The 21,296-nt window shown below is 60.4% G+C and carries 18 protein-coding genes and 1 pseudogene; 1 reads left to right on the top strand and 18 read right to left on the bottom strand.

Annotated elements, in window-relative coordinates; genetic code table 11:
• Positions 1 to 8: 8 nt before the first annotated feature.
• The 10 genes and pseudogenes from CRX69_RS17930 to CRX69_RS17975 form a co-directional block, all read right to left on the bottom strand.
• Positions 9 to 2,249, bottom strand: a complete 2,241-nt coding sequence (locus CRX69_RS17930; protein WP_107322479.1) for a xanthine dehydrogenase family protein molybdopterin-binding subunit — start codon at positions 2,247 to 2,249, stop codon at positions 9 to 11.
• Positions 2,250 to 2,261: 12 nt separating this feature from the next.
• Positions 2,262 to 2,735, bottom strand: coding sequence for a (2Fe-2S)-binding protein (locus CRX69_RS17935; RefSeq protein WP_047226466.1), 474 nt, complete (start codon positions 2,733 to 2,735; stop codon positions 2,262 to 2,264).
• Positions 2,736 to 2,920: 185 nt separating this feature from the next.
• Positions 2,921 to 4,240 (bottom strand): OprD family porin, encoded by a 1,320-nt coding sequence (locus tag CRX69_RS17940; RefSeq protein WP_107322480.1) that lies wholly within the window; start codon positions 4,238 to 4,240, stop codon positions 2,921 to 2,923.
• 178 nt (positions 4,241 to 4,418) lie between these two features.
• Complete coding sequence (locus CRX69_RS17945; protein ID WP_047226468.1) at positions 4,419 to 5,249, bottom strand: phosphodiesterase; 831 nt, start codon at positions 5,247 to 5,249, stop codon at positions 4,419 to 4,421.
• Between the two features lie 25 nt (positions 5,250 to 5,274).
• Positions 5,275 to 6,306 carry an ABC transporter ATP-binding protein gene (locus CRX69_RS17950; RefSeq protein WP_047226469.1) on the bottom strand — a complete coding sequence of 344 codons (1,032 nt, stop codon included), beginning with the start codon at positions 6,304 to 6,306 and terminating at the stop codon, positions 5,275 to 5,277.
• A complete protein-coding gene (locus CRX69_RS17955; RefSeq protein WP_047226470.1) occupies positions 6,303 to 7,097 on the bottom strand; it encodes an ABC transporter permease in 795 nt (264 codons plus the stop codon). The genes CRX69_RS17950 and CRX69_RS17955 overlap by 4 nt, the downstream gene beginning before the upstream one ends.
• Positions 7,094 to 7,914 (bottom strand): annotated as a pseudogene (locus CRX69_RS17960) (ABC transporter permease). The gene CRX69_RS17955 and the pseudogene CRX69_RS17960 overlap by 4 nt, the downstream one beginning before the upstream one ends.
• Before the next feature lie 48 nt (positions 7,915 to 7,962).
• On the bottom strand, positions 7,963 to 8,967 hold the full coding sequence (locus CRX69_RS17965) for an ABC transporter substrate-binding protein (protein ID WP_107322481.1): 1,005 nt from the start codon (positions 8,965 to 8,967) through the stop codon (positions 7,963 to 7,965).
• Complete coding sequence (locus CRX69_RS17970) at positions 8,951 to 9,970, bottom strand: LacI family DNA-binding transcriptional regulator (RefSeq protein ID WP_047226473.1); 1,020 nt, start codon at positions 9,968 to 9,970, stop codon at positions 8,951 to 8,953. The genes CRX69_RS17965 and CRX69_RS17970 overlap by 17 nt, the downstream gene beginning before the upstream one ends.
• 100 nt (positions 9,971 to 10,070) lie before the next feature.
• Positions 10,071 to 11,282 (bottom strand): MFS transporter, encoded by a 1,212-nt coding sequence (locus CRX69_RS17975; RefSeq protein ID WP_047226474.1) that lies wholly within the window; start codon positions 11,280 to 11,282, stop codon positions 10,071 to 10,073.
• A 152-nt stretch (positions 11,283 to 11,434) separates the two neighbouring features.
• Between CRX69_RS17975 and CRX69_RS17980 the strand changes: the two genes are divergently transcribed.
• Positions 11,435 to 12,316 (top strand): LysR family transcriptional regulator, encoded by an 882-nt coding sequence (locus CRX69_RS17980; protein WP_047226475.1) that lies wholly within the window; start codon positions 11,435 to 11,437, stop codon positions 12,314 to 12,316.
• Positions 12,317 to 12,357: 41 nt separating this feature from the next.
• On the opposite strand, the gene CRX69_RS17985 is transcribed toward CRX69_RS17980, so the two are convergent.
• The 8 genes from CRX69_RS17985 to CRX69_RS18020 form a co-directional block, all read right to left on the bottom strand.
• A complete protein-coding gene (locus tag CRX69_RS17985) occupies positions 12,358 to 13,137 on the bottom strand; it encodes an SDR family NAD(P)-dependent oxidoreductase (RefSeq protein ID WP_047226476.1) in 780 nt (259 codons plus the stop codon).
• 75 nt (positions 13,138 to 13,212) lie between these two features.
• Positions 13,213 to 14,472 (bottom strand): TIGR02270 family protein, encoded by a 1,260-nt coding sequence (locus CRX69_RS17990; RefSeq protein WP_107322482.1) that lies wholly within the window; start codon positions 14,470 to 14,472, stop codon positions 13,213 to 13,215.
• A 15-nt stretch (positions 14,473 to 14,487) separates the two neighbouring features.
• Positions 14,488 to 15,354 carry a hypothetical protein gene (locus CRX69_RS17995; RefSeq protein ID WP_171061378.1) on the bottom strand — a complete coding sequence of 289 codons (867 nt, stop codon included), beginning with the start codon at positions 15,352 to 15,354 and terminating at the stop codon, positions 14,488 to 14,490.
• Entirely contained in the window at positions 15,354 to 16,271 is a 918-nt protein-coding gene (locus CRX69_RS28085) for a DUF4150 domain-containing protein (RefSeq protein ID WP_047226479.1), read from the bottom strand. The genes CRX69_RS17995 and CRX69_RS28085 overlap by 1 nt, the downstream gene beginning before the upstream one ends.
• Positions 16,268 to 17,320 (bottom strand): beta-ketoacyl synthase N-terminal-like domain-containing protein, encoded by a 1,053-nt coding sequence (locus CRX69_RS18005; protein ID WP_107322483.1) that lies wholly within the window; start codon positions 17,318 to 17,320, stop codon positions 16,268 to 16,270. Before CRX69_RS18005 ends, CRX69_RS28085 begins: the two co-directional genes overlap by 4 nt.
• A complete protein-coding gene (locus CRX69_RS18010) occupies positions 17,317 to 18,459 on the bottom strand; it encodes a DUF2169 family type VI secretion system accessory protein (protein ID WP_107322484.1) in 1,143 nt (380 codons plus the stop codon). The genes CRX69_RS18005 and CRX69_RS18010 overlap by 4 nt, the downstream gene beginning before the upstream one ends.
• Before the next feature lie 12 nt (positions 18,460 to 18,471).
• Positions 18,472 to 18,924, bottom strand: coding sequence for a DUF6484 domain-containing protein (locus CRX69_RS18015; RefSeq protein WP_047226482.1), 453 nt, complete (start codon positions 18,922 to 18,924; stop codon positions 18,472 to 18,474).
• A 16-nt stretch (positions 18,925 to 18,940) separates the two neighbouring features.
• Positions 18,941 to 21,166, bottom strand: coding sequence for a type VI secretion system Vgr family protein (locus CRX69_RS18020; RefSeq protein ID WP_107322485.1), 2,226 nt, complete (start codon positions 21,164 to 21,166; stop codon positions 18,941 to 18,943).
• Positions 21,167 to 21,296: the final 130 nt, after the last annotated feature.

Genomic DNA, 21,296 nt, shown 5'->3' on the forward strand with positions numbered 1-21,296 from the left:
ACACTCCATCACGTCATCTTGAACGGCAACTCACGCATTGGCTTGCCCGTCAGGCTGGCAATGGCATTGGCAAAAGCCGGAGCCAACGCCGGCAGGCCGGGCTCGCCCATCCCGGTGGGTGGTTCGGCGCTTGGCACGATGTGCACGGCAAACTCCGGCATGTCGGTAATGCGTGGAACGCTGAAGTCAGCAAAGTTGCTCTGCTGCACGACGCCGTCTTTCAAGGTGATGGCGCCGCCCGGCAGGCACATCGACAATCCCATCAGCGCGGCGCCTTGCACCTGAGCTTCAACACTGCGCGGGTTGACCACCAGGTTGCAGTGCACACCCGCAGTCACTTGGTGCAGCACCGGACGGCCACTCTGCACCGACGCCTCAACGACGTAAGCCACCACCGAACTGAACGACTCGTGCACCGCCACGCCCCAGGCATGGCCAGCCGGTAGCGGGCGTTTGCCGTATTCGCTCTTGTCCACCGCCAATTGCAGCGCTGCGCGATGGCGCGGGCTTTGATCGGCGAACAGCTTCATCCGATAGGCCACCGGATCCTGCTTGGTTGTACGGGCGATCTCATCGATCAAGGTTTCCATTACAAAAGCCGTATGGGTGGAGCCTACGCTGCGCCACCAGAGGATGGGGACGTTGACTTTCGGGTGATGGACCGTCAGGCGCATCGGCAGCGGATAAGGATCACGCATACCTTCCGTGGCGGTGGGGTCGATGCCGTTCTTCACCCGGCCCCCAAACACGGTGTCGGTAAGAATGGATTGCCCGACCAGGGCGTGATCCCAGGCCAGTACCTTGCCAGCGTCGTCAAAACCGATGCGCGCGCGATGCAGGTGCATGGGGCGATAGTAGCCGCCCTTGATGTCGTCTTCCCGGCTCCAGAGCGTGCGCACAGGCGCGTCAAGCCCCTCAGCGCGGGCGGCTTTGGCCACTTCGCAAGCCAGCACGACAAAGTCGCCGGTGGGCACGCCGCGCCGGCCGAAACCACCGCCGGCCGTCTGCACGTTCAGCTGGATTTGCTCGGGTTTGAGATTCAGTACCTTGGCGGCCGCCGCACTGTCGCCGCCGGGAAACTGCGTGCCGACCCACAGTTCGGCGCGTTCTTCGCCGAGCTGGACAGTACAGTTCAACGGCTCCATGGGGGCGTGGGCGAGGTAGGGGAATACGAACTCAGCTTCCAGTTGATGCGGCGCGGTTGCCAGCGGCGTCATGTCGGCATCGAAGCGCAGTGGGCCGGGCTGGCCGGCCAGCTCCCGGTACTGGAGCAGTTGTTTTTCGCTGTCCACCTTTTCGACGGACGCAAGGTCCCACTCCAGCTTCAAGGCATCGCGCGCGAGCTTCGCCTGCCAGTAGCTATCGGCGACTACCGCGACACCTTCGGCGCCGCCGTCCAACGGCACGCGCAATACCGCTTTCACGCCCCGGGTGGCGCGTGCCGCGCTGTCATCCAACGAAGCGATTCTGGCACCGAACACCGGCGGGTGGGCGACCACGGCAGTGAGTTGCCCTGGCAGATGCATATCGATGCCGAAGTCCTGCTGGCCGCTGCTCTTGGCCTTGGCATCGATGCGCGTGGTGGCATGGCCAATGATGCGAAAGTCCTTGGGGTCCTTGAGTGTCACCTTTTCCGGCACAGGCAGCGCCATAGCGGCCTCGGCCAATTCGCCGTAGCTTGCCTTACGGCCCGCCGGGCCGAGCACCATGCCGGCTTGGGTGCTCAGGCTGGCCACGTCCACGTTCCAGCGTGCTGCCGCCGCCGAGAGCAGCATGGCACGAGCACGGGCGCCAAGTTCGCGGTACTGGGTATAGCTGTTTTTGATCGAATTGGAGCCGCCAGTGAGGTGTATACCAAAGATCGGATCCTGATAAGCAGCATCACCGCTGCCGTTGCGGGCTCGCACCAGACTCCAGTCGGCATCGAGCTCTTCGGCAAGAATCATCGGCAGGCTGGTTTGCACGCCCTGGCCGAATTCCAACCGGTTGATCGTCACGGTGACTTCGCCGTTGGGCGCGATCTGTACGAATGCCGAAGGTTGCTGATTCGGCTTGAGTGGTACTGCGGCGTCGCCGTTGGCCTCTTGCGCCAAGGCAAGATGAGGAAAAGCGCCCAAGGCCAGACCGCCGATGCCGACAATCTTGAGGAAACTGCGGCGGGGAAGGGTGGTAGGGCCGTCAGCCTGATCGCGCTCAAGCATGTGCTGTAAAGCGCGGGGAATCTCGTCTGGAAAAATCTCGTTCAACATGGCGAACTCCGGTCAGGCAAGGGTTTTGGCGGCATCTGCCACGGCAGCGCGGATGCGCGCGTAAGTGCCACAGCGGCAAATGTTGCCGGCCATCGCCGAGTCGATTTCGGCCGCCGTAGGCTGCTTGCCCTTGGGCTGGGCTTTGAGAAACGCTGTCGCGCTCATGATCTGGCCGCTCTGACAGTAGCCGCACTGCGCCACGTCGTGTTTGACCCAAGCCTCATGCACGGCGGTGCCGACCGGGTCACTGCCATCTGTGGCCGCCTCGATGGTGGTGATCTTCTTGCCTTGGGCGGCGGCGATTGGCGTCACGCAGGAACGAATGGCCTGACCATCCAGGTGAACGGTGCAGGCGCCACACAGGGCTGCACCACAACCAAATTTGGTGCCGGTCATGCCCAGCGCATCGCGCAGGGTCCAGAGAATCGGGGTGCCTGGGTCTACGTCGACCGTATACTCACGGCCATTGATGTTGAGGGCGCTCATAGCGATTCCAGCTCCAGAAGGTTTGACTCTGGATAACTATAGGAAGCAATTCTGGGGGCTGGTTGCATAATCCGCGCGGATGATTGCCCAATCGTGCGAATCTGCCGACGTTGGGCAAGCGCTGATAAAGAGCCAGGAGCGTTTCACGCGAGTTCGACGCCCTGGCCCTGAATTGCGCTGGATGCTTACATCAAGGGAATGCTGTAACTCACGATCAGGCGATTCTGGTCCTGGTCGCGAGCCACTTCGCTTCGGGACATCGCGTTGCGCCAGCCAAAACCCAGGTTCTTCAGCGTACCGCTCTGGATCACATAGTCCAGGGAGATATCGCGCTCCCACTCACTGGCGTCCTGACCGCTGGCGGTCTGGATATTGTCGCCCTTGAGGTACATCACCGACGCCCTCAATCCCGGCACGCCAAGCGCGGCGAAGTCGTAGGCATACTGGGCGAACGCCGTGCGCTCACCCGCCTGGATGAATGTCTGAATAGTGCGGTCGGTGTAGAGATAAAGGCTGGCGCCGGCTTCGCCTTTACCCACCAAGCCACCCTGGTTGAGTTGGGCAAAGTTGCTGTCTTCGGAAACGCTTTGATAACCCGCGGTAATGGCATGGCCGCCCAGCGAGTAAATGAACGCCGCACTCCAGGTATCGTTGTCGATTTCCCCGCTGCCGTCCTTGGTGTAGCCGCCCAGTTTGTAACCACTGGCGCGACCGGCGGCGCTGCTGTTCTTGCCATCGGACGTGGTCTTGAAGTAGCGCAAGTCGGTTTTCAGCGAGCCGTATTCGCCCAGCGGCAATACATGCAACAAACCGGCGAAGTGCTGTTGGTAATAGTCTTCGAGATTGGCGTAGTAATACTGTGCGGTCAGGTCCTTGGTCAGTTTGTAGTCGCCACCGGCAAAGGTGAATTTGTTGCTTTCCTGGCTGCCGCCCGCAACGGCCAGCCCGGCGCGGTCACTCGATGCACGCCCGGTGGCGTGTTCCAGTTGGCCGGCGGTGAACGTCAGGTTGTCGATTTCACTGCTGGTGACTTGGCCACCTTCGAAAGTTTGCGGCAACAGACGGCCATCGTTGGACACCAGGATCGGCAGTTTCGGTTGCAAGGTGCCGTAACGCAGTTCGGTCTTGGAGACGCGCATCTTCGCCGTTGCGCCGAGACGAGCCCATTGGTCGGCAGCCTTGTCACCGTCGTTGGGAAACATCGAGCTGCCAACATGGCGACCCGCGCCGCTGTCGAGTTTCAAACCCAGCAGGCCGATGGCATCCAGACCAAACCCCACAGTGCCGTCGGTAAACCCGGACTGATAATTGAGCATGAAGGCCTGTCCCCATTCCTCAGTCTTCGAGGGCGCGGCGGTACCGTCACGGTTATCGTTGTTGAAGTAGAAATTGCGCAAGTTCAAGTTGGCTTTACTGTCGCTGACAAAATCAGCAGACGCCAACGGGCTCAAGACAATACACACGCCGCCGGTTAATAAACTCAGTACGTTGAATAGAGCTTTCATCAGGACGAACTCCAGCGCGGAACCTTTGTTCCGGGCACAGTGAAAAGGCAGCAGGAAGCCCTCGGCCGATCACATGATTGGCCGATGCGTTCAATAACTCGTTAGAAAATCTTCAATGAATAGAGTGGGGTAGGGATTAAATCTCCAAAGCAGGTCATCAGTAAAAGTCCCTGGGTTATCAGTCGATCAATCCATGAGCGTCATAAAACGGATACGGTCCGGGATACTCGCCAAACACGCCGTTATGGGTCACCAGTGCCTGCCCATGCCAGTGGTGCAGCAGATACCCCGGCGGTTCCAGATTGAAATGCGCGGGAGCGGTTGGCTGTAGATCCAGGACGATCTGATGTGAGGTACCGGGGCACACGCAACTCAGGCTGCCGCCGAAACGCCGTTGCATCGACCGATGCAAATGCCCGCACAGCAAGCGCTCCACCTGCGGGTGTCGGGCAATGACCTGCTCCAGTGCCGCCGCGTTGATGAAGGGTTCACGGTCCATATGGCCAATCCCGCTTACAAACGGCGGGTGATGCAGCACCAATAGCGTCGGCGCATCGGGACGACAGGCCAGTTGTTCATCGAGCCAGCGCAACTGGCTGTCCAGGAGCTGACCGCCATGGGCACCGGGAATGGTGGTGTCCAGGCCAATAAGGCGTAGCGGATGCTCCTCCACCACCCAGTCCAGGGGGGCGTCAGCCCGTATCGGTAGGTAGCTGTGGTCGGCAAATGCCGCCCGCAAATGCTCGCGATTGTCATGGTTACCAGGCACCAGGTAGCAAGGCATGTGCAGGCGCGCCAGCTCAGGGTGCAGCGCGGCATATTCATCAGGGCGACCGAAGTCCACCAGGTCGCCACTGACCACCACGATGTCGGGACGCGGCACCTGGGTGTTCAAATGATCCACCGCACGACGCAATGCAGCGAGGGTATCGACAACGCCGTAAGTCAGTTTTTGTCCGGCTTTAAGGTGCAGATCGCTGATCTGCGCGATGAGAAACGGATGATTCAAAATAAGCCCTCTGCAAACACAAAGATCACGATGACAGGGTGAACAGCACTTGTGGCTCGACGGCCAGGGCAATCAGGGCACCGGGGGCATGGATAGCGCTATCGGTGCTGTCCACCAGCAAAGGCTGAGCCGCACCCACATCCACCAGCAGACGGCTTTGAGCCCCCTGGAAAAACTGGCCCACCAGACGCCCGTGCAGATGGCCCTCACTGTCCATCACCCGCAAATGCTCGGGGCGGCAATAGACAGTGGCGGGTAGGTCGGCGCCATTCCATGGCAACTCACCGCCACTGACCTTCAAGCCATGGGGCGTGTGCTCGATCACCGAAAAAGCATTGAGATTGCCGACAAAACGGGCGACGAACGCGTTGGCAGGTTGCTGATAGATGTCCCGCGGGCTAGCCAGTTGCGCGACGCGGCCATGCTCCATGACCAGGATGCGATCCCCCAGCGCCATGGCTTCACCCTGATCGTGGGTGACGAACACGGCGGTAATGCCCAAACCGCGTAGCAACTGGGCCAATTCGCTGCGCAGGCGTTCTCGTAGTTGCGCATCCAGCGCCGCCAACGGTTCGTCGAGCAGCAATACCCGGGGCCTGGGTGCCAGGGCGCGGGCAAGGGCGACTCGCTGGCGCTGACCGCCGGACAACTCGTGGATACTGCGCTTGCCGTGATCCTGCAAGCCGACAAGTTCCAGCAACTCCAAACAGCGCTTGTTACGCTCGGCGGGTGACACACCGCGAACTTTCAGGCCGTAAACAATGTTGCCGGCCACATCCAGATTGGGAAACAGCGCATAGTTCTGGAACACCATGCCCACGTCGCGACGTTCGATGGGGAGGCGGGTGACGTCGCTGTCGCCAAAAAATACCTGGCCCACGTCCGGACGCTCCAGACCCGCGATCAGGCGCAGGGTGGTGGTTTTACCGCAACCGGACGGGCCGAGGATCGCCAGGGTTTCTCCAGCCTCAATGGTCAGGTCCAGGTCATGTACGGCAACGGTGCCGTCAGAGAACGCCTTGCGACAACCCTTCAGGCGAATAGTGGTTCCGCTCATCGATTTGCTCCACGGGAAAGGCGCGCGCTGATGGCCTGCAATGCAACAAGCAGCGGCACAATCATCAACAGGAATATAAGGGTGTAGGCGCTGGCGACTTCCAGCCTGGCCGAGGCATAGCTGTCGGCCAGGCCCACCGGCAAGGTTTTGGTCATCGGGGTATGGAGCATCCAGGTCAGGTTGAACTCACCCAACGACAGGGTGACGACCATCAAGACCCCGGCGAGAATCCCCGCCCGACAGTTGGGCACCACCACGCTGAAGAAGCGCCGGACCGGCCCGGCACCCAGGCTCGCGGCGGCTTCTTCCAGGATCGGCAGGTGCTGGCGTTGCATCACCGCCATCACCGGGCGCACCAGAAATGGCAGAGTGAACAGCACGTGGCCGACGAGAATGAATAACCAACTGCTGCGAAACCCGCCGAACTGACCATAGGTGAGCAGCAATGCCAAGGCACTGGCCAGACCGGGCATCGCCACCGGCAACACCATCAGTTCCTCGAACGCGCGGCTAAAGCGGTTGTTCATCCGTACCAGGGCGTAAGCCGCCGGCACACCCACCACACAGACACACAGCGCACAGGCGGCGGCCAGTTGCAGGGACAGCCAGACCGTCGGCGAATACGCCTGCCAGACCTGCAGCAGCCAGTCGAACGTCAGGCCGCTGGACAGCCCTTGGAAGTAATTGCGCGTCAGCCCGGCGAGCAGTGACATCACCACAGGCACCAACATGAAAGCGCACACCAGCAAGGTAAACACCAGTTGCCCGACAAACAGCGTTGAGCGTTTCACAAGACTGTCCTCGAATCTTTGGCCAGCCGCCGGGCCAGCAACAGAACCGCCCAGGTCACCAGCCCCAACACCACCGACAGCGCAGCGGCCACGGCGAAATTGGCGTAATTGGTAAACACGTTGTAGATCGCCACCGGCGTCACGTTGAGCCGGGTACCCAGGGTGAAGGCGGTACCGAACGCGCCCATGGAGGTGGCAAAGCAAATCGCCCCGCAGGAGACCAATGCCGGCGCCAGGCCGGGGACAATGACGTCACAGAGCACACGCCAATGGCTGGCTCCCAGTGAACGAGCGGCCTCTTCCAGGCTGCGATCCAGGCTTTCACAAGCAGCCATCACCGTAAGGATCACCCGCGGAATCGAGAAATACAGGTAGCCGATGCACAAGCCCATCAACGAGTAGGCAAAAATCCAGCGCTCACCCACCAGGCCGAGCCCCAGGGTGGCAAACAAGCCTTGGCGGCCGGCCAGCAGGATCACCAGAAAACCAACGACCACGCCGGGAAATGCCAGCGGGAAGGTCAACAAGGCGACAAGTACCGAACGGCCGAAGAAACGTTGGCGACTGAGAAAAAATCACTGAAGCCGCCCACTAACAACGCCGCGAGGGTCGTTGCCAGTGCCAGCAGGCAGGTCTGCGCCAGACTGCCCAGGTATTGCGCGCTGCTCAGCACCTGCCAATAGCCGCTGTCGCTACCATCGCGACTTTGCCCACCGAGCAAGACCAGGTGCGCCAGCGGCAACAACCAGAAGGCGAACAGCACCGCCGCCGCGGGCGCAAGCGCCCAGGCAGCGGTCGGCCGCAAGCGCGGCACCATGGCCCAGCCCGACCGTACGTCTCGGGCTTTTACTGCCGAGACGGTCACTTACTTGACCTCGCTCAGATAACGTGCGGAAAAGGCTTCCTGCGCCGCGGCCATCTGCTCGTAGTTGACTACGCCGGCCCGGGCGTAATCGCTGTCGGGCAGGAACTGCGCGGCAACATCGGCAGGCATCTTCATTGCCCGCACCGGTCGCAGGTACGCCTTGGCCCAGAGCGCCTGGCCTTGCTCGGACAAAACGAAATCCAGGACCTTCTCGGCGTTGGCCCGATGGGGGGCGTTGTCGACGATGCTCATCACGTAAGGCACGCTGATGCTGCCTTCCTTGGGAATCACAAAGGCAACGTTGGCCTTGTCTTTGTAACGAGCCCGATAGGCGTTGAAGTCGTAGTCCACCAGAATCGGCAACTCCCCGGACAGCACCCGCGCATAAGCCGTCTGCTTGGGCACGATCGGTGAGTTTTTCGCCAGCTTTTTGAAGTAGTCGATGGCTGGGGCGAAGTTATCCAGATTGCCGCCCATGGCCTGGTTGATCGCTACCGCCGAGACGTACCCAACGAAAGCACTGGACGGGTCAAGGTAGCCGACCATGCCTTTGTACTCAGGCTTGAGCAGGTCGGCCCAGCTTTGCGGCACGGGCAGACCGCCCAGCGCATCGACGTTGACCATGATGCCCAGGGTGCCGGAGTGAATGGCAAACCAGTGTCCCTCGGGGTCCTTCAAACCCGCCGGGATCTGCTCCCAACCCTTGGGTTTGTACGTGCCGACCACCTCGGCTTTTTGCGCCTGCAAACCGAACGTCACGCCGTAATACACCACGTCCGCCACCGGCGCGGCCTTCTCGGCGACCAGTTGCGCCAATGCCTGTCCAGAGTTCTTGTTGTCCAGCGGAACCTGGACGCCAGTGGTATCGGCAATCGCCTTGAGCTGCGTGCCCCAATCGGCCCATTCTGGTGGACAGTTGTAGCAAATCGCCGTTTCGCCGGCCTGGACCAAGGTGGCCGCGCCGCATAACAGCAGTGTCGCCAGGGTTTTACGCAAGTGGAACATCAAGCGTCTCCTCGTAGGGTTGAGTGCTTTCGCCCGGCCGGATATGACAAGGCAGGCAATGGGAAACCGGGGTGGCGCCAGCGATCTGCGCCAACAATTGATCAATCACGGTGCAGGCCAGTGCCTCGATGGGCTGAACAACACTGCACAGCGTCGGATGCATCTGGGTGCCGAGGGCGATGCCGTCAAAACCGATGACCGAGAGTTGCCGAGGCACTTGCCAGCCGTTGCGGCGCAGTTCGGCGATCAAGCTGATGGCCAGCAAATCGTTGGAACAAACCAGCGCACTGAGCGCCTGGGGGCCATGCAATAACGGCTCGATGGCGGCGAAGTCAGCCTGGGTATGGGCGGGCATTTCAATCACCGGCAGGCTGGCGAGACCGGCTCCATGCATTGCCTCGCAATAACCGGCATAACGCAGGCGAGCACGGTCCGATTGCAGGGCAGGGCCGGCGACCATGCCAATCCGAGTGTGCCCGGCGTCCAGCAGATAACGGGTGGCGAGCGCCATGCCGGCGCGGTTGTCCACCGACACCGCGCTGTAATCCGGATTACCCGGCTGGTGATAAGCCAGCACAAAAGGCGTGTCCTCGCTGTCCAGGCTTTGCAGCACCCGGTTGCTCTCGGCGTCGGTTACCGTGAGGACCAGCCCATCGACACGCTGTCGCAGCAACTCCTCGACGACCGCGCTTTCGCGCTCGCTGCTGTAATCGGTGGTTGCCAACAACAGGTTGTAACCATGCACGCGTGCAGCACGCTCCATCGCCTGAAACTGTTCGGCGAACACCGGATTGAGCAGGTTGGGCACCACGACACCGATCAGCTTGGTCACTTGCAGGCGCAGTTGGCGACCAAGACGGTTGGGCCGAAACCCCAGTTGGCGCGCTGCGGCGAAGACCTGTTCACGGGTAGCCGGACGGACCACTTCAGGGGAGGCAAAGGCTCGCGCCGCGGTTGCCCGCGAAACCCCTGCCAGCCGTGCAACTTCTTTCAAATCAGTCATTGTCACTCGCTTGAGATCGATCTCATTGGCGAGGACAGTACTCAGGATGTATGGCGTTTCGACGACGCAGTGATGACGATTTGATGTCAGTTGCTGCTATCTATCGTTGAGGGTCTGCTGCAAACCCATACTGCCGGGCGGACCACACCACCGCCAACGTCAGCAGCAAGAGCGCGACCAGCACAGGCGCAAACGCAACGACACCCAGATGATCGAGCAGGATGCCCCCCACGATCCCGCCGCCGGCAATGGCGACGTTCCAGGCCGTGACCAGCATCGACTGGGCGAGATCCGCCGCGTCTCCGGCCGTCTTGGCAATTGCCGTTTGGAACAACGTCCCGGCCCCGCCAAAAGCGACTCCCCAGGCCGCCACGGCGGTGTAGATCGCAGCAAGGCTGTCGCTCATGGCGCCCAGTGTCAGGGCCGAGATGGCGAAAAGTGCCGTGCTGGCAAGGGTCAATGCCCGTAGATGGCGATCGATCAGCACGCCGACGACCCAGATGCCCAGCAACGAGGCGCCCCCGAAGACCAGCAGCACCAGGTCGATCCGCTCGCCCAGGCCTGCCGCCATCAGGAACGGGGCGATATAGGTAAAGAGAATGTTGTGCGCCAGAACAAAGGCCAGCACCACACACAGCACCGAGCGAACGCCTGGCAGGGTGAAGACCTGGCGCAAGGCAAGACGTTTGTCGGTGGTTTGCCCGGGAAAGTCAGGCACTTTGAGTCGCACCCAGACCATCAAGGCGACGGCGAACAAACTCATGATGGCGAAGCTCATCCGCCAGCCGATCAAATTACCGAGCAAGGTGCCGGCCGGTACGCCCAAGGATAACGCCAAGGGTGCGCCGACCATGGCAATTGCAATCGCCCGACCTTTCTGGCTCTCGGGCACCATGCGCGCGGCATACCCGGCTAACAAGGCCCAGAGCAGCCCGGCCGATACGCCACCCAGCAAGCGGGCAACGATCGTCAAGCCGTAATGGGACGAAAACGTTGTGACCGTATTGGCCACGGCAAAACCGGCAATCGCCAGCAGCAAGAGCGACCGGCGCCGCATGCCTTGGGTCGCGGCCGTCAAGGGAATGGCCGCCAGCAAGGACCCTATCGCATAGACCGTGACCAACTGGCCGGCGAGGGCTTCGGAGATCGCCAGCCCTTCGCTGATCTGTGAGAGAAGGCCGGCGGGCAAGGCTTCGGTGAGAATGGTCACGAACGCCGCCAACGCGAGGGCGAACAGTGAACCGATGGGGAGCGGCGCAGCATCTTGAACGACCTCGGCATCGGCGTCGATATGGGTATTGGCAATCGTCATGTGTCACCTGCTTGGCGCGCTTCTGACCCGCCGGATGGCGGCGTCAATAGCAGATTGATAAGTGTCGACTACGGTAAGTGCCGCTCTTTGGCGAGACAAGAATGCTAGAGTGCGCAACACATCGGAAAAAATGTCCGCAATGGGAGCCTGGCGTGGAATCACTGAGCGGGATTGATTTTTTTGTTCGCGCGGCCGAAACCCGCAGCTTTTCAGAGGCGGGCAGGGCGCTTGGCATTTCGTCTTCGGCGGTGGGTAAAAGCGTGGCCCGACTCGAGGAAAGGCTGGGTGTGCGGCTGTTTCATCGCAGCACGCGCAGTATCACGCTGACGGCAGAAGGGACGCTTTTCCTCGAGCGTTGCCGACGCATTCTCTGCGAAGTCGAAGCGGCCGAATTGGAACTGTCGGAAACCCGCAAAGCGCCGCGGGGCAAATTGCGCGTGAGCTTGCCCCTGGTTGCAGATTTGGTCATGCCGACGCTGATGGCTTTCATGCGCCGCTACCCCAGTATCGAATTGGACCTGGATTTCTCCGATAGGCTGGTGGACATCATTGAGGAAGGTTTTGATGCCGTCATTCGGACCGGAGAGCCAAACGACTCCCGGCTGATGTCCCGCCCGTTAGGCGCGTTCAAGCTCGTCGTGGTCGGTTCGCCCCGGTACTTCGCCGAACACGGCACACCGCAGGTGCCGGCGGATCTGCTGCGCCATGCCTGCCTGCTATACAAATTCCCCAGCACTGGCAGGCTGCAGGTCTGGCCGGTGAACGGGGAAGGGCAGTCCGATCTCAACCTGCCGGCCACCCTGGTCTGCAACACCACCGAGGCGTTGCTGTACGTCGTGCGCGATGCATTGGGGATTGCCTGCGTACCGGATTTCACCGTGCGCGATGCCATCGTCGCCGGTGAGCTGGTCACCGTCCTCGACGAGTTCAATCGGCATCAGAGCACCTTCCGCATGCTCTGGCCCTCAAGCAAGCACCTGGCGCCGAAACTGCGGGTGTTCATTGATTTCATGAGCAGCGAATTGTTCAAGTGACTCACGGGGATATGTCCCAACCCTGTAGGAGCCTGTTCAGATCAAGGGGCCTTGTTCTCGACCAAACAGTTTCCGCCATCCACCACGATGACTTCGCCAGTGAGGTAGCTCGCCTCTGAAGACGCCAGGAAAGCAACCACTGCAGCCACCTCTTCGGGACGTCCGGCCCGGCCCATCGGCGTGTAACCTGCCGCCTTGGCTTCCTCGGCAGTGGTCGACCCTGTGCTGATCCAGCCGGGAGCGACGCTGTTTACAGTGATCCCTTGCTGGGCGACTTCAAGCGCCAGGCTCATGCTCATTCCAACCATCGCGGCCTTTGCGGCGCTGTAAGCCGCTTCGCCGGGGTTACTGCAGCGGGTGCCGGTAGTGGAACTGATGTTGACGATGCGCCCGTAACGACGCGCCCGCATCCCGGGCAGCACCGCCCGTGTAAGCAGAAAAGCCGTGGTCAGGTTTCGCGCCAGTGTCAGGTTCCAGGTGTGCAGATCCATGGTTTCCAAGTCGGAAAATAACTCCGGGCTTCCTTGCATGGCCATGCCCGCGTTGTTGACCAGAATATCGATCTGCCCCCAGAGGGACTCTGCCCATGGGATAAACTCACGCACCTGATGCTCATCGGTAAGATCGATGGCCCGCCCTTGGACGTCGAATCCTTCGGCACGCAGTTCTGCGACCCGATCATTGATTCGCGCACTGCTGGCGGTGACGATCAGTCTGGCACCTGCAGTCCCCAGTCTGCGCGCGATGGCCATGCCGATCCCAATCTCACTTCCAACCCCGCTGACAAGGGCCACAGGGTTCTGTCCGGTTGCGTTTGGCATGGTGTCTCCAGAGGGGTGTAAGTAATGATCAGGAGTCGGAGCCTGATTTGCGTTTGAGCTATATAACCACCCTGATCAACGCCCGAACACCCCCGTCCTCCCCAACAACTGCTGTTGCCGCCAGGCCGGTGCGCTGGTGGGAAAAAGCACTTCGTTTGGTCGAAAACGGGCGACACCGCAGGCGGCAGCGATGCGCTGGCGTTGCTGGCCGTGGGCAAGGGCCTGCCGAAAACTGGCTTCGCTCTGCATTTGTCCCAGCACATAACCGACGCCTGCCTGGAAATCACCGCCATGGGCCTGCCACCAAGCGGTGATGAGCTGCGGGTCGGGCCAGGGTAGATTTTCGTCGGGGTCCATCGCCACGTTGGTGTCTTGCGGGTCATCGTTCGGGCCGGCGTCGAAATCGGGCAGGTCCTGCAACTCCAGATCAAGCAACGCCAGGTCAGCGCCGGTGATCAGGCTGAAGGCTTCACCGGCGACCCGGGCATAGGGCAGGTCGCTCATTTGCTGGATCAACCACGGTACACAGACCGGATCGCCCAGCAGCCCAAGGGCCTGGATGCCGATGCGCCGATCCCTGGGATCCTGTACCAACTGGCGTATCCAGGCGATGCTGGGCTCGCGTTCCTGCCAGGCCAGCAGTACGCAGAGCGCGCGATACTGGAACTGGCCCGGTTGCCCGGCGAATTGTCGCAATGGCTCCAGGGCTTGCGCGTCGCCCATCTGTGCGGTGGCCCAGTTGGCCCAGAAGCGCGTGGCGGCATCTTCATGCTGGCGGTGGGTACGAATCGCCGGGAGCAGGTCACGCCGGCGCAGTTCACCGGCGGTACGGGCGGCACGCGCCAGCACGTTGGGGGCGGCATCGGAAAGTCCGGTAAGCAGCGCGGGGCCAGGATCATGGCGATGCATCCCGCAGGCCGCCAGGCCGAGGCGGTGAAACAACGGCTCAGGGGAGGCGAACATGCGCTCGATCCAAGGCGATATACGCTCCCAGTCGAGCCACCCCAGGGCCATCAGATAACCGCGCTCCGTTTCTGACGCGCTTCGCAAATGATCGCTGAGTCGCGACAACATCTTCACATCGGCCGCCTCGAAGGCCAGCAACACACTGGCGAACGTCTCGCCGACGGCGTGCGGACCGAGCTGGGCCAGCAGGATTTCCAGGCCCGTTGAGCCGGCGATGCGCAGGCCATCGAGATGGGCATCGATGCGCTCGTCCAGTTTGCTGAGATCATCAAGGTCGTAGTGGGGGGCGCGCACGGCGTGATCGTGCAGGAGGATGAGGAAGCAAGCTTCTTCGGCATGTTGCTCGATCATTGAGGAGATAGGGAGCATGACGTCTCTGTCTTGTTACGGCACCAGGTTTCCGAAGAAGTAACGTTTACCGACTTCGAACTGCAGGGGAGAGGCCATGTATCGGTCCAGGACAGCGGCCGCATTCAGCGGTTGAAAGTCGCCATTTTTCCCATAGAAACTGGAGCAGTCGACGCCGGAATACACCTCGAATTTACGCCTCCAGATGAGAAAGTTGCTCCAGTCGATCCATTCATCAGTGCCTGAAGGAACCAGGGACTTTCTCATGACCCAGACTTGTTTGTTCATGTCGACGGGCATGCCACCGGAGATCGAGCAGCGATCGCTGCCATAAGCGTTCTGCAGTTCGCTCAGTCGTGAATCGACAGCCGCTTTGTATTCGATTTCGTTCAAGCCACTGTCAAAGAACTCGGGTTCGTTTTCGATGGGGTCAAGAAGATTGCTTAAATTGGCTTCCACGGCGGCTCGGTCGGCCCGACGGGCAAACGTGCGCCATGCCTCAACCATGAAAGGTATCAGCCACAGCACACCAGACCACTGCGCTGCCAGGCACGCCTCGATACGCAGGTAGGTGGGGCCTTCGAGTATGAGCTCGGCAAGGAAATCCAGGTCGGTGTCGAGTCCTGCATCAGCGGTCAGACCGAGGCAAGCCGATACCAGCGTTGGATCGCAATCAGGGTCCACTATCCATTTGCGCAGTTGGGATACATGGCTGTAATCGCCATGCTTGGCTTGCTCCAGAATCGCAGCAAGTGCCATCCACGGGTCGTCTTTCTTCCAGCCGTCAGGCGACATTACTTCTGCCGGAGCGCAGCCGCAGTAGTGATAGCCACGCCCCTTCCAATAGAAGCTGTCTTGAAGAAAACCGGGTCTTTGAGTGTGCTTGTAATTAGAGGTTTTCATCATTCAGGCCTTGGAAAACTATTGATGCGTGTCTCTTGAAGTGAACTGAGCTCTCCTTCGAGCTTCTCACACTTCTTGCCAGTCGGGGCGAGATTCCCTTGCCCGGCCGGACAACCTCCGGCCGCCTTGGGGACTCTATGCGCCACCGGTTCTCCCTGACCCACTTCGGTTTTCCAACGCATATAGCCTGGCCTGTTAATCGCCCAATCATTTTCAATGTTGGCTTTCTCTCGTTTGCTCGTTACGTAGTACTTATTGCATCCGCTCGGTTGCTTTCCGGCAGGTGGCAACAAGTGCCTGCACTTGGGGTTTGCCCGGACTTTGGCGAGGACGGCGGCGTTCTGAGGATTTTGTGCGGTGCCGTAGAATTCGTCTTCCGTCATGTACTCCCCGTTCGCTTGAGCCTTGGAGTGCGCCGCGCCGCCACAACATTCACATTTGTGTTTGCCTGGCACCTTGGCGTCTTGTTGCACCGGACTGTATTTGGCGGTGTTGACCATGGGGACGGCCGCATTCGCTGCGGGACTGGCATGATTCGATGTGGTGAGGTCGGTATGTCGGTCTACGTTCTGGCCTTCGAAAAGAACATCCATTGACCATGAAACAAAATAGGTCTTACCGGTGATGACGTGAGTGATGACACCGGCACCCTGGCTTCTTGTGGCGGCTTCATCGCCCAGTGGGGAGGTTTTATAGAAGGAGCGATTTTTTAACATGATCTCCTTGTTTTCGATCTTGACGGTCTTGCTGCCTTTCTTCATGTCCTTGGAAAACGAGGTGTCCGGATAGGGCACCGGGATGGGTCCTGCGGGAGGCGGTGGTGGCGTCAGGCAGACATCCGGGAATGCCGCGATGACCTTGCCGCCACCCGCTTTGCATGCAATCTCATCGCCATTTGCATAAACGTCGCAGCTCATAGGGGCCCCTGGGGTCGACTGAGGTCGCGCACGACGGCGGCGGCGCGTGCACCGGCCAGGGCACTGCTCAGACAGATCGCGCTGGTTCCCGGTGCATAGCCTTTGCGAAACGCCTGGTCGGCGAGTATCAACTGGACGATTCCAGCAATGGCCCCGGTGTCACCCATGGCCTCTGCCCAATGCCACAGTGGCTGATCCTCTTTTCGGACGGTCCGAAAAAGCCGGGCCTCCATCAGCGGAAGTTCCTTGAAGCCGTATTGCTCGCCCGTGACATCGGACAGGCGCAGATCAATTTCATGCAAACCCAGTCTGGCCTGTGCGAGCGCCGTGCGGGCGGCGTCGGTCAGCCCGCCTGCTCGCAGGGGTTTGTTCGACAAAAGCGGTGCCTCTTCTTGCCCGAATCCCAGGCCTGAGATTTCCAAGCAGGTGCCAGGTTGCCGATAGGCCTGAATCAAGATGGCCGCGGCCCCTTCGCCAGGAAACAAGCCGTCATTGTGAGTGGCCGTTTTCAGCCGGCGATGCTGGTCCAGCCATTGCAGCGTCAAGGCGCTGAGCAGCGAGTCGACACCCGCCACCACGCAGGCAGGCGCACGGGTTTCTTGCATCAATCGACTGGCTTCATGAAGGGCATGCATGCCGGCAACCTGGCCGGAGGGGATGACCCTGGAGTGGGTTGGGTGGAACTGTATGCCCAACTTGGAAGATGCGTCGTGTATGACGGTCTGGGCTATTCCCCTGATATCGATTCCGGGGCGCTCCGGTTCAGCCAGGCACAGGAGAAAGGGCACTTCTGTCCAATCCAGCTTCGGCGCACCCTGTATCAACTCCACCAGTGCATGCAGCATGAGCCCGGACATACGCGATGCTGCCGGCAGCGCCAGGTCGAGACTGGACACCGTCGCGCCGATGATGGGTTCGCAAGCGTTGTCAAAAAACGGCAGCTCCTGGAGCGCTGACAGTCCGGCGCGCTTGGCAGCACAGGCACTGGCGACGCATAGGCCCACAGGGCAAGCCATGCCCATGCTGGTGATGAAAAGGGCCGGCGTCATAACGCCTCTTCTGCGGGAGGATAAGCTTCCTTAGTCCACGCGATGAGTTGAGCCAATGACTTGAAGTGTTGCTTTCCTCGCATGCGTTCTTCGTTGGCCTTGGCCTGTTCGAACTGATCGGCGCTTTGCCCGACGATGACCTTGGCCACTTCCTTGATGTTGCGCCCGAGCGGCGCAGAAGCTCGCCATGTCAGGAGCAGCCGATTCGCGTCCGGCTCCAGAATCACGGTGTCGACAACGGCTGCCGTTTCCCGCGTGCTGTCATCGTGAAAAACCAGGAGCACCGGCAGTTTCAAGTTTGTCGGAAGCCTGAATGCCGTCCGGCCTTTATCGTTGAGATTGAGCAGCGCAACTTCTTCGCCACCTTGCGGGTAGTCAATTTGCTGATCCTCTGGTGCGCACTGGAAATAACGCAGGTCAAAATCTTCCGGCAGAAATGGAAACTGATGATCAAGCCACGCCTGATCATAAGTGCCGGCCCATCGGATCCGCTGTTGCCAGGCTCGACCGATCGGGCCGAATGCCATCGGTTTGTAATTCCCATCGGGCGTGGTGACGGGCCTGTCCAGTTCTTCGGTATTGGGCAGCGGCAGACCATTTATCCGGGCAGTGTTTGCACTTGGGTAAAATCCGACCCCTACAGGGTTCCAGGGGTACCACTGATGTTGAGTGGCGTCGGCATGCGTGCGGTCCACCCCGCCAAAAGCCTGGGCATAGGAAACAGGCATTCTTGTGAAGGGAACAGGCCTGGTTGTCGAGTGTGAGAGGGCGCCCTCCACATAGACTCGTGCCCCCACGACTTTGAATGCTTTTACCAGCGTCCCGACTTTCAGGGCTACGTTCAGCTCTGTTACCGGCTCTCCATTGGGTGCGTAGCAGTGTCCATTGAGCAGGACATCGCAGCGTGGCTTGTGCAGTGCAAAATCGTTTTCGTATAACGCAGCTGATTCGCCCGGTTCCCCTGGGAACACATCAGCCATGATCAGCAGAGCCTGTTGTTCCAGCAGGCGAGGTTCATGTCCAGGATGATCAGCAATGCCGTAGGTTCCTTTCGCCACCACGACCAGCCATTCACGGCCGGTTTTATCGGTTGAGGTGGTAAAGCCGCCGACGAGGCGGGTCTTGTTTATCAATTCCATGGCGTCACTGCCTCAGTTGATCTGTACCGAGCCGCCCTTGATCCGGTTCACTCCAGATGATCGGCTCGAGAGGTAGGCGCCTCGGATCAGTACCTTGCCTTCACGGGTAAGAGTGATGCTGGCCTTGCCGCAACGCAGGACGATTTCCCGTTCTGCGGTGAACTCCAAACGCTCGCCGTCCAGGTTCGCGACGGCGCGGGGCGTGGTTTGCGGCAGGCGCTGGATGCGACCGATCACCAGCGGCCGGGCCGGGTCGCCGGCCTCGAACATCAGCGCGACCTGGGCGCCGATGTCTTCGCGACTGAGCGGTGTGGTGGTGCGCGCGGCGAGCCCCGCGTCATCGGGGCAACCGGGAAAAGCCACCACTGGAGCGTCGGCCAGGGGCACATCCAGCAGCACACCAATCACGACGCCCTCCACGCGCACGGGCGTGGAGGAGGGGGCGAGGTGGTATTCGACGGTCATAGCGCACACTCCATGGCTAGTTCTGCAGAATCTTCTGGCCTTTGACGACAACGTTCCTGTTGGCCTTGATGTTGATGGCGCCGGAGCCGTCGATGGTGATGTTCTTGCCGCTGATCACGATGGTGCCGTCCTTCTTCATGGTGATGCTGGCCGCGCCCGTCGTCAGGCTGATGGAGTCGCCGGCGTTGAGGACAAAGTTCTTGCCAACGTCCAGGCTGTCGTTTTGCTTGATGTCAGTGGTGCGGCTCTGGGCGACGTCGCGGGATTCGTTCTGGCCGATCTGGGTACTCTGGTTGCCATTGATCTCGATACCTTCGTTGCCTTTGACCGTTTCGTTGCGGTTGCCGCTGATGCCGATGGTCTCGTTACCGCCCACGTCCTCGGTGCGGTTGCTGACGATGGTGATGCTTTCGTTGGCACCGACCTTTTCCGTGCGGTCCGCGCCTATGGTGATGGTCTCGTTGTTGCCCACCTTTTCGGTGCGGTTGGCGCCGATGGTGATTTTCTCGTCGCTGCCCACATCTTCGGTGCGGTTCACGCCGATGGAGATGGTTTCGTTGTTGCCGACGGTTTCCTTGCGGTCGACGCCGATCTTGATGGTTTCGTTGTTGTCCACGGTCTCAGTGCGGTCGTGTTTGACGTGTACGGTTTCATCGTTGTCGATGGTCTTGCTGCGGTCGTGGCCGACCCAATGGGTCTCGTCGTTCTCGACCTCGATGTCCTGATTCTTCTCGGCGTGGATAAACAGTTGCTCCGCGCCTTTCTTGTCCTCCATGCGGATCTCATTGAAGTTGGCCTGTGAGCCGTCCTTGCTTGAACGACTTTTCACGCCACTCTGAGTGGCATTGGCTGGCAGCTTGTAGGGCACGGTCTGTTCGGCGTTGTAGACGCGACCGGTGATGATCGGCCGGTCGGGGTCGCCTTCGAGGAAGCTGACGATCACTTCCTGACCGATCCGCGGGATCTGCACCGCCCCCCAGTTTTTGCCAGCCCAGGCTTGGGACACGCGAATCCAGCAGGAGCTGTTTTCGTTGGATTGGTCATGGCGATCCCAGTGGAAGTGCACCTTGACCCGGCCATACTGGTCGGTCCAGATCTCCTCGCCACTGGGGCCAACCACCACGGCGGTCTGTGGCCCGCGGACAATGGGCATGGGCGTCAGAGGGAGAGGGCGGAAGGCTTGGCTGGCATCCATGCAGTCCAGCTCGCTGACGAACTGTTCGGCTAAATCTGACTGTCCGCTTTCATAGACTTCCTGACGGATCTGATAGCGCGCGACCACCACCAAGTATTCGCGATTCTGGTCCGCACGGTCGTAACCGGTCAGCGTGAACAAATGACCGGAGCCCAACCCGCGGGCCCGGCCGCGCAACTGCACGCGCTCGAACTGGCTGTGAATGGCTTCGATGCGGGTGCGTGCGTAGTGATCGCCATCGTTGCTCTGCAGGTATTCACCGGGGTAGTCATACAGCGGGTGGTCACCGTTGCTGTGGTTGCGTACCACGCTGGAGCGCACCTCAAGGCTGGCGCGCGGGCGCAGGAAGTCATAGTCGTTCAGCGCCAGCGAACCCGGCTGGACTTCCCGTGCCAGTTGCCAGTCGTAGAAATGATCGCGCTCGCGCATTTGCCGATCGGGCGGATAGAAGGGCACCGAGTCGTAGTCCGCTGGCGTGGAGTGAGCACCATAAGCGTCGGCCAGCACCAGGACATGACGCTCCTTTTCATGGCGGAAGTAGTAATAGATGCCTTCCTGTTCCATCAACCGGCTGACGAAATCGAAGCTGCTTTCGCGGTACTGAACGCAGTATTCCCACTCACGGTAGCTGGCGCTGAGGCTGTCTTCAAAATCAGAGAAACCGAGGTCGCGAAACACTTGCTTGATGATGTCCGGCACGGTCTTGTTCTGGAAAATCCGACAGTCCGAGGTCCGCGTGAGCAGCCAGAACCATGGCCGTAGACTGACGCGGTAACCGGCGAACTGACCGTGGCCGGTCAGTTGCCGGCAGCTGCTGATAATGCCGTGGAAATAGCGTTTGCCGCCGTTGTACAACTCCAGGGTCAAACCCATCGGCTTGCCCAGCAACTGATCGAACTTAATCGCCCGGTCTTCGGAGGTAAGGTCCAATTCGTAGTGAAACAACCGCCCCAACTCTTCGCTGCCATCCATGCTCTGCAACAACAGGACATCGCCACCGAGAGGACTGTCGACCTGTACCAGACGGTTGTTTTGGGTGATTGCCATCTACGGCTTCCTTGGCTCGTGTTCGGGCATCCGTTCGCCGTAAGGAAGGCAGCGGCGTATCAGGAATACCGGCCAATGACGGCCCCTCAGATGTTCAAGATAGGTGACCGGTGGTCGCTGACTTAGGTTA

This window comes from Pseudomonas rhizophila (genome assembly GCF_003033885.1).
Lineage (GTDB): Bacteria > Pseudomonadota > Gammaproteobacteria > Pseudomonadales > Pseudomonadaceae > Aquipseudomonas > Aquipseudomonas rhizophila.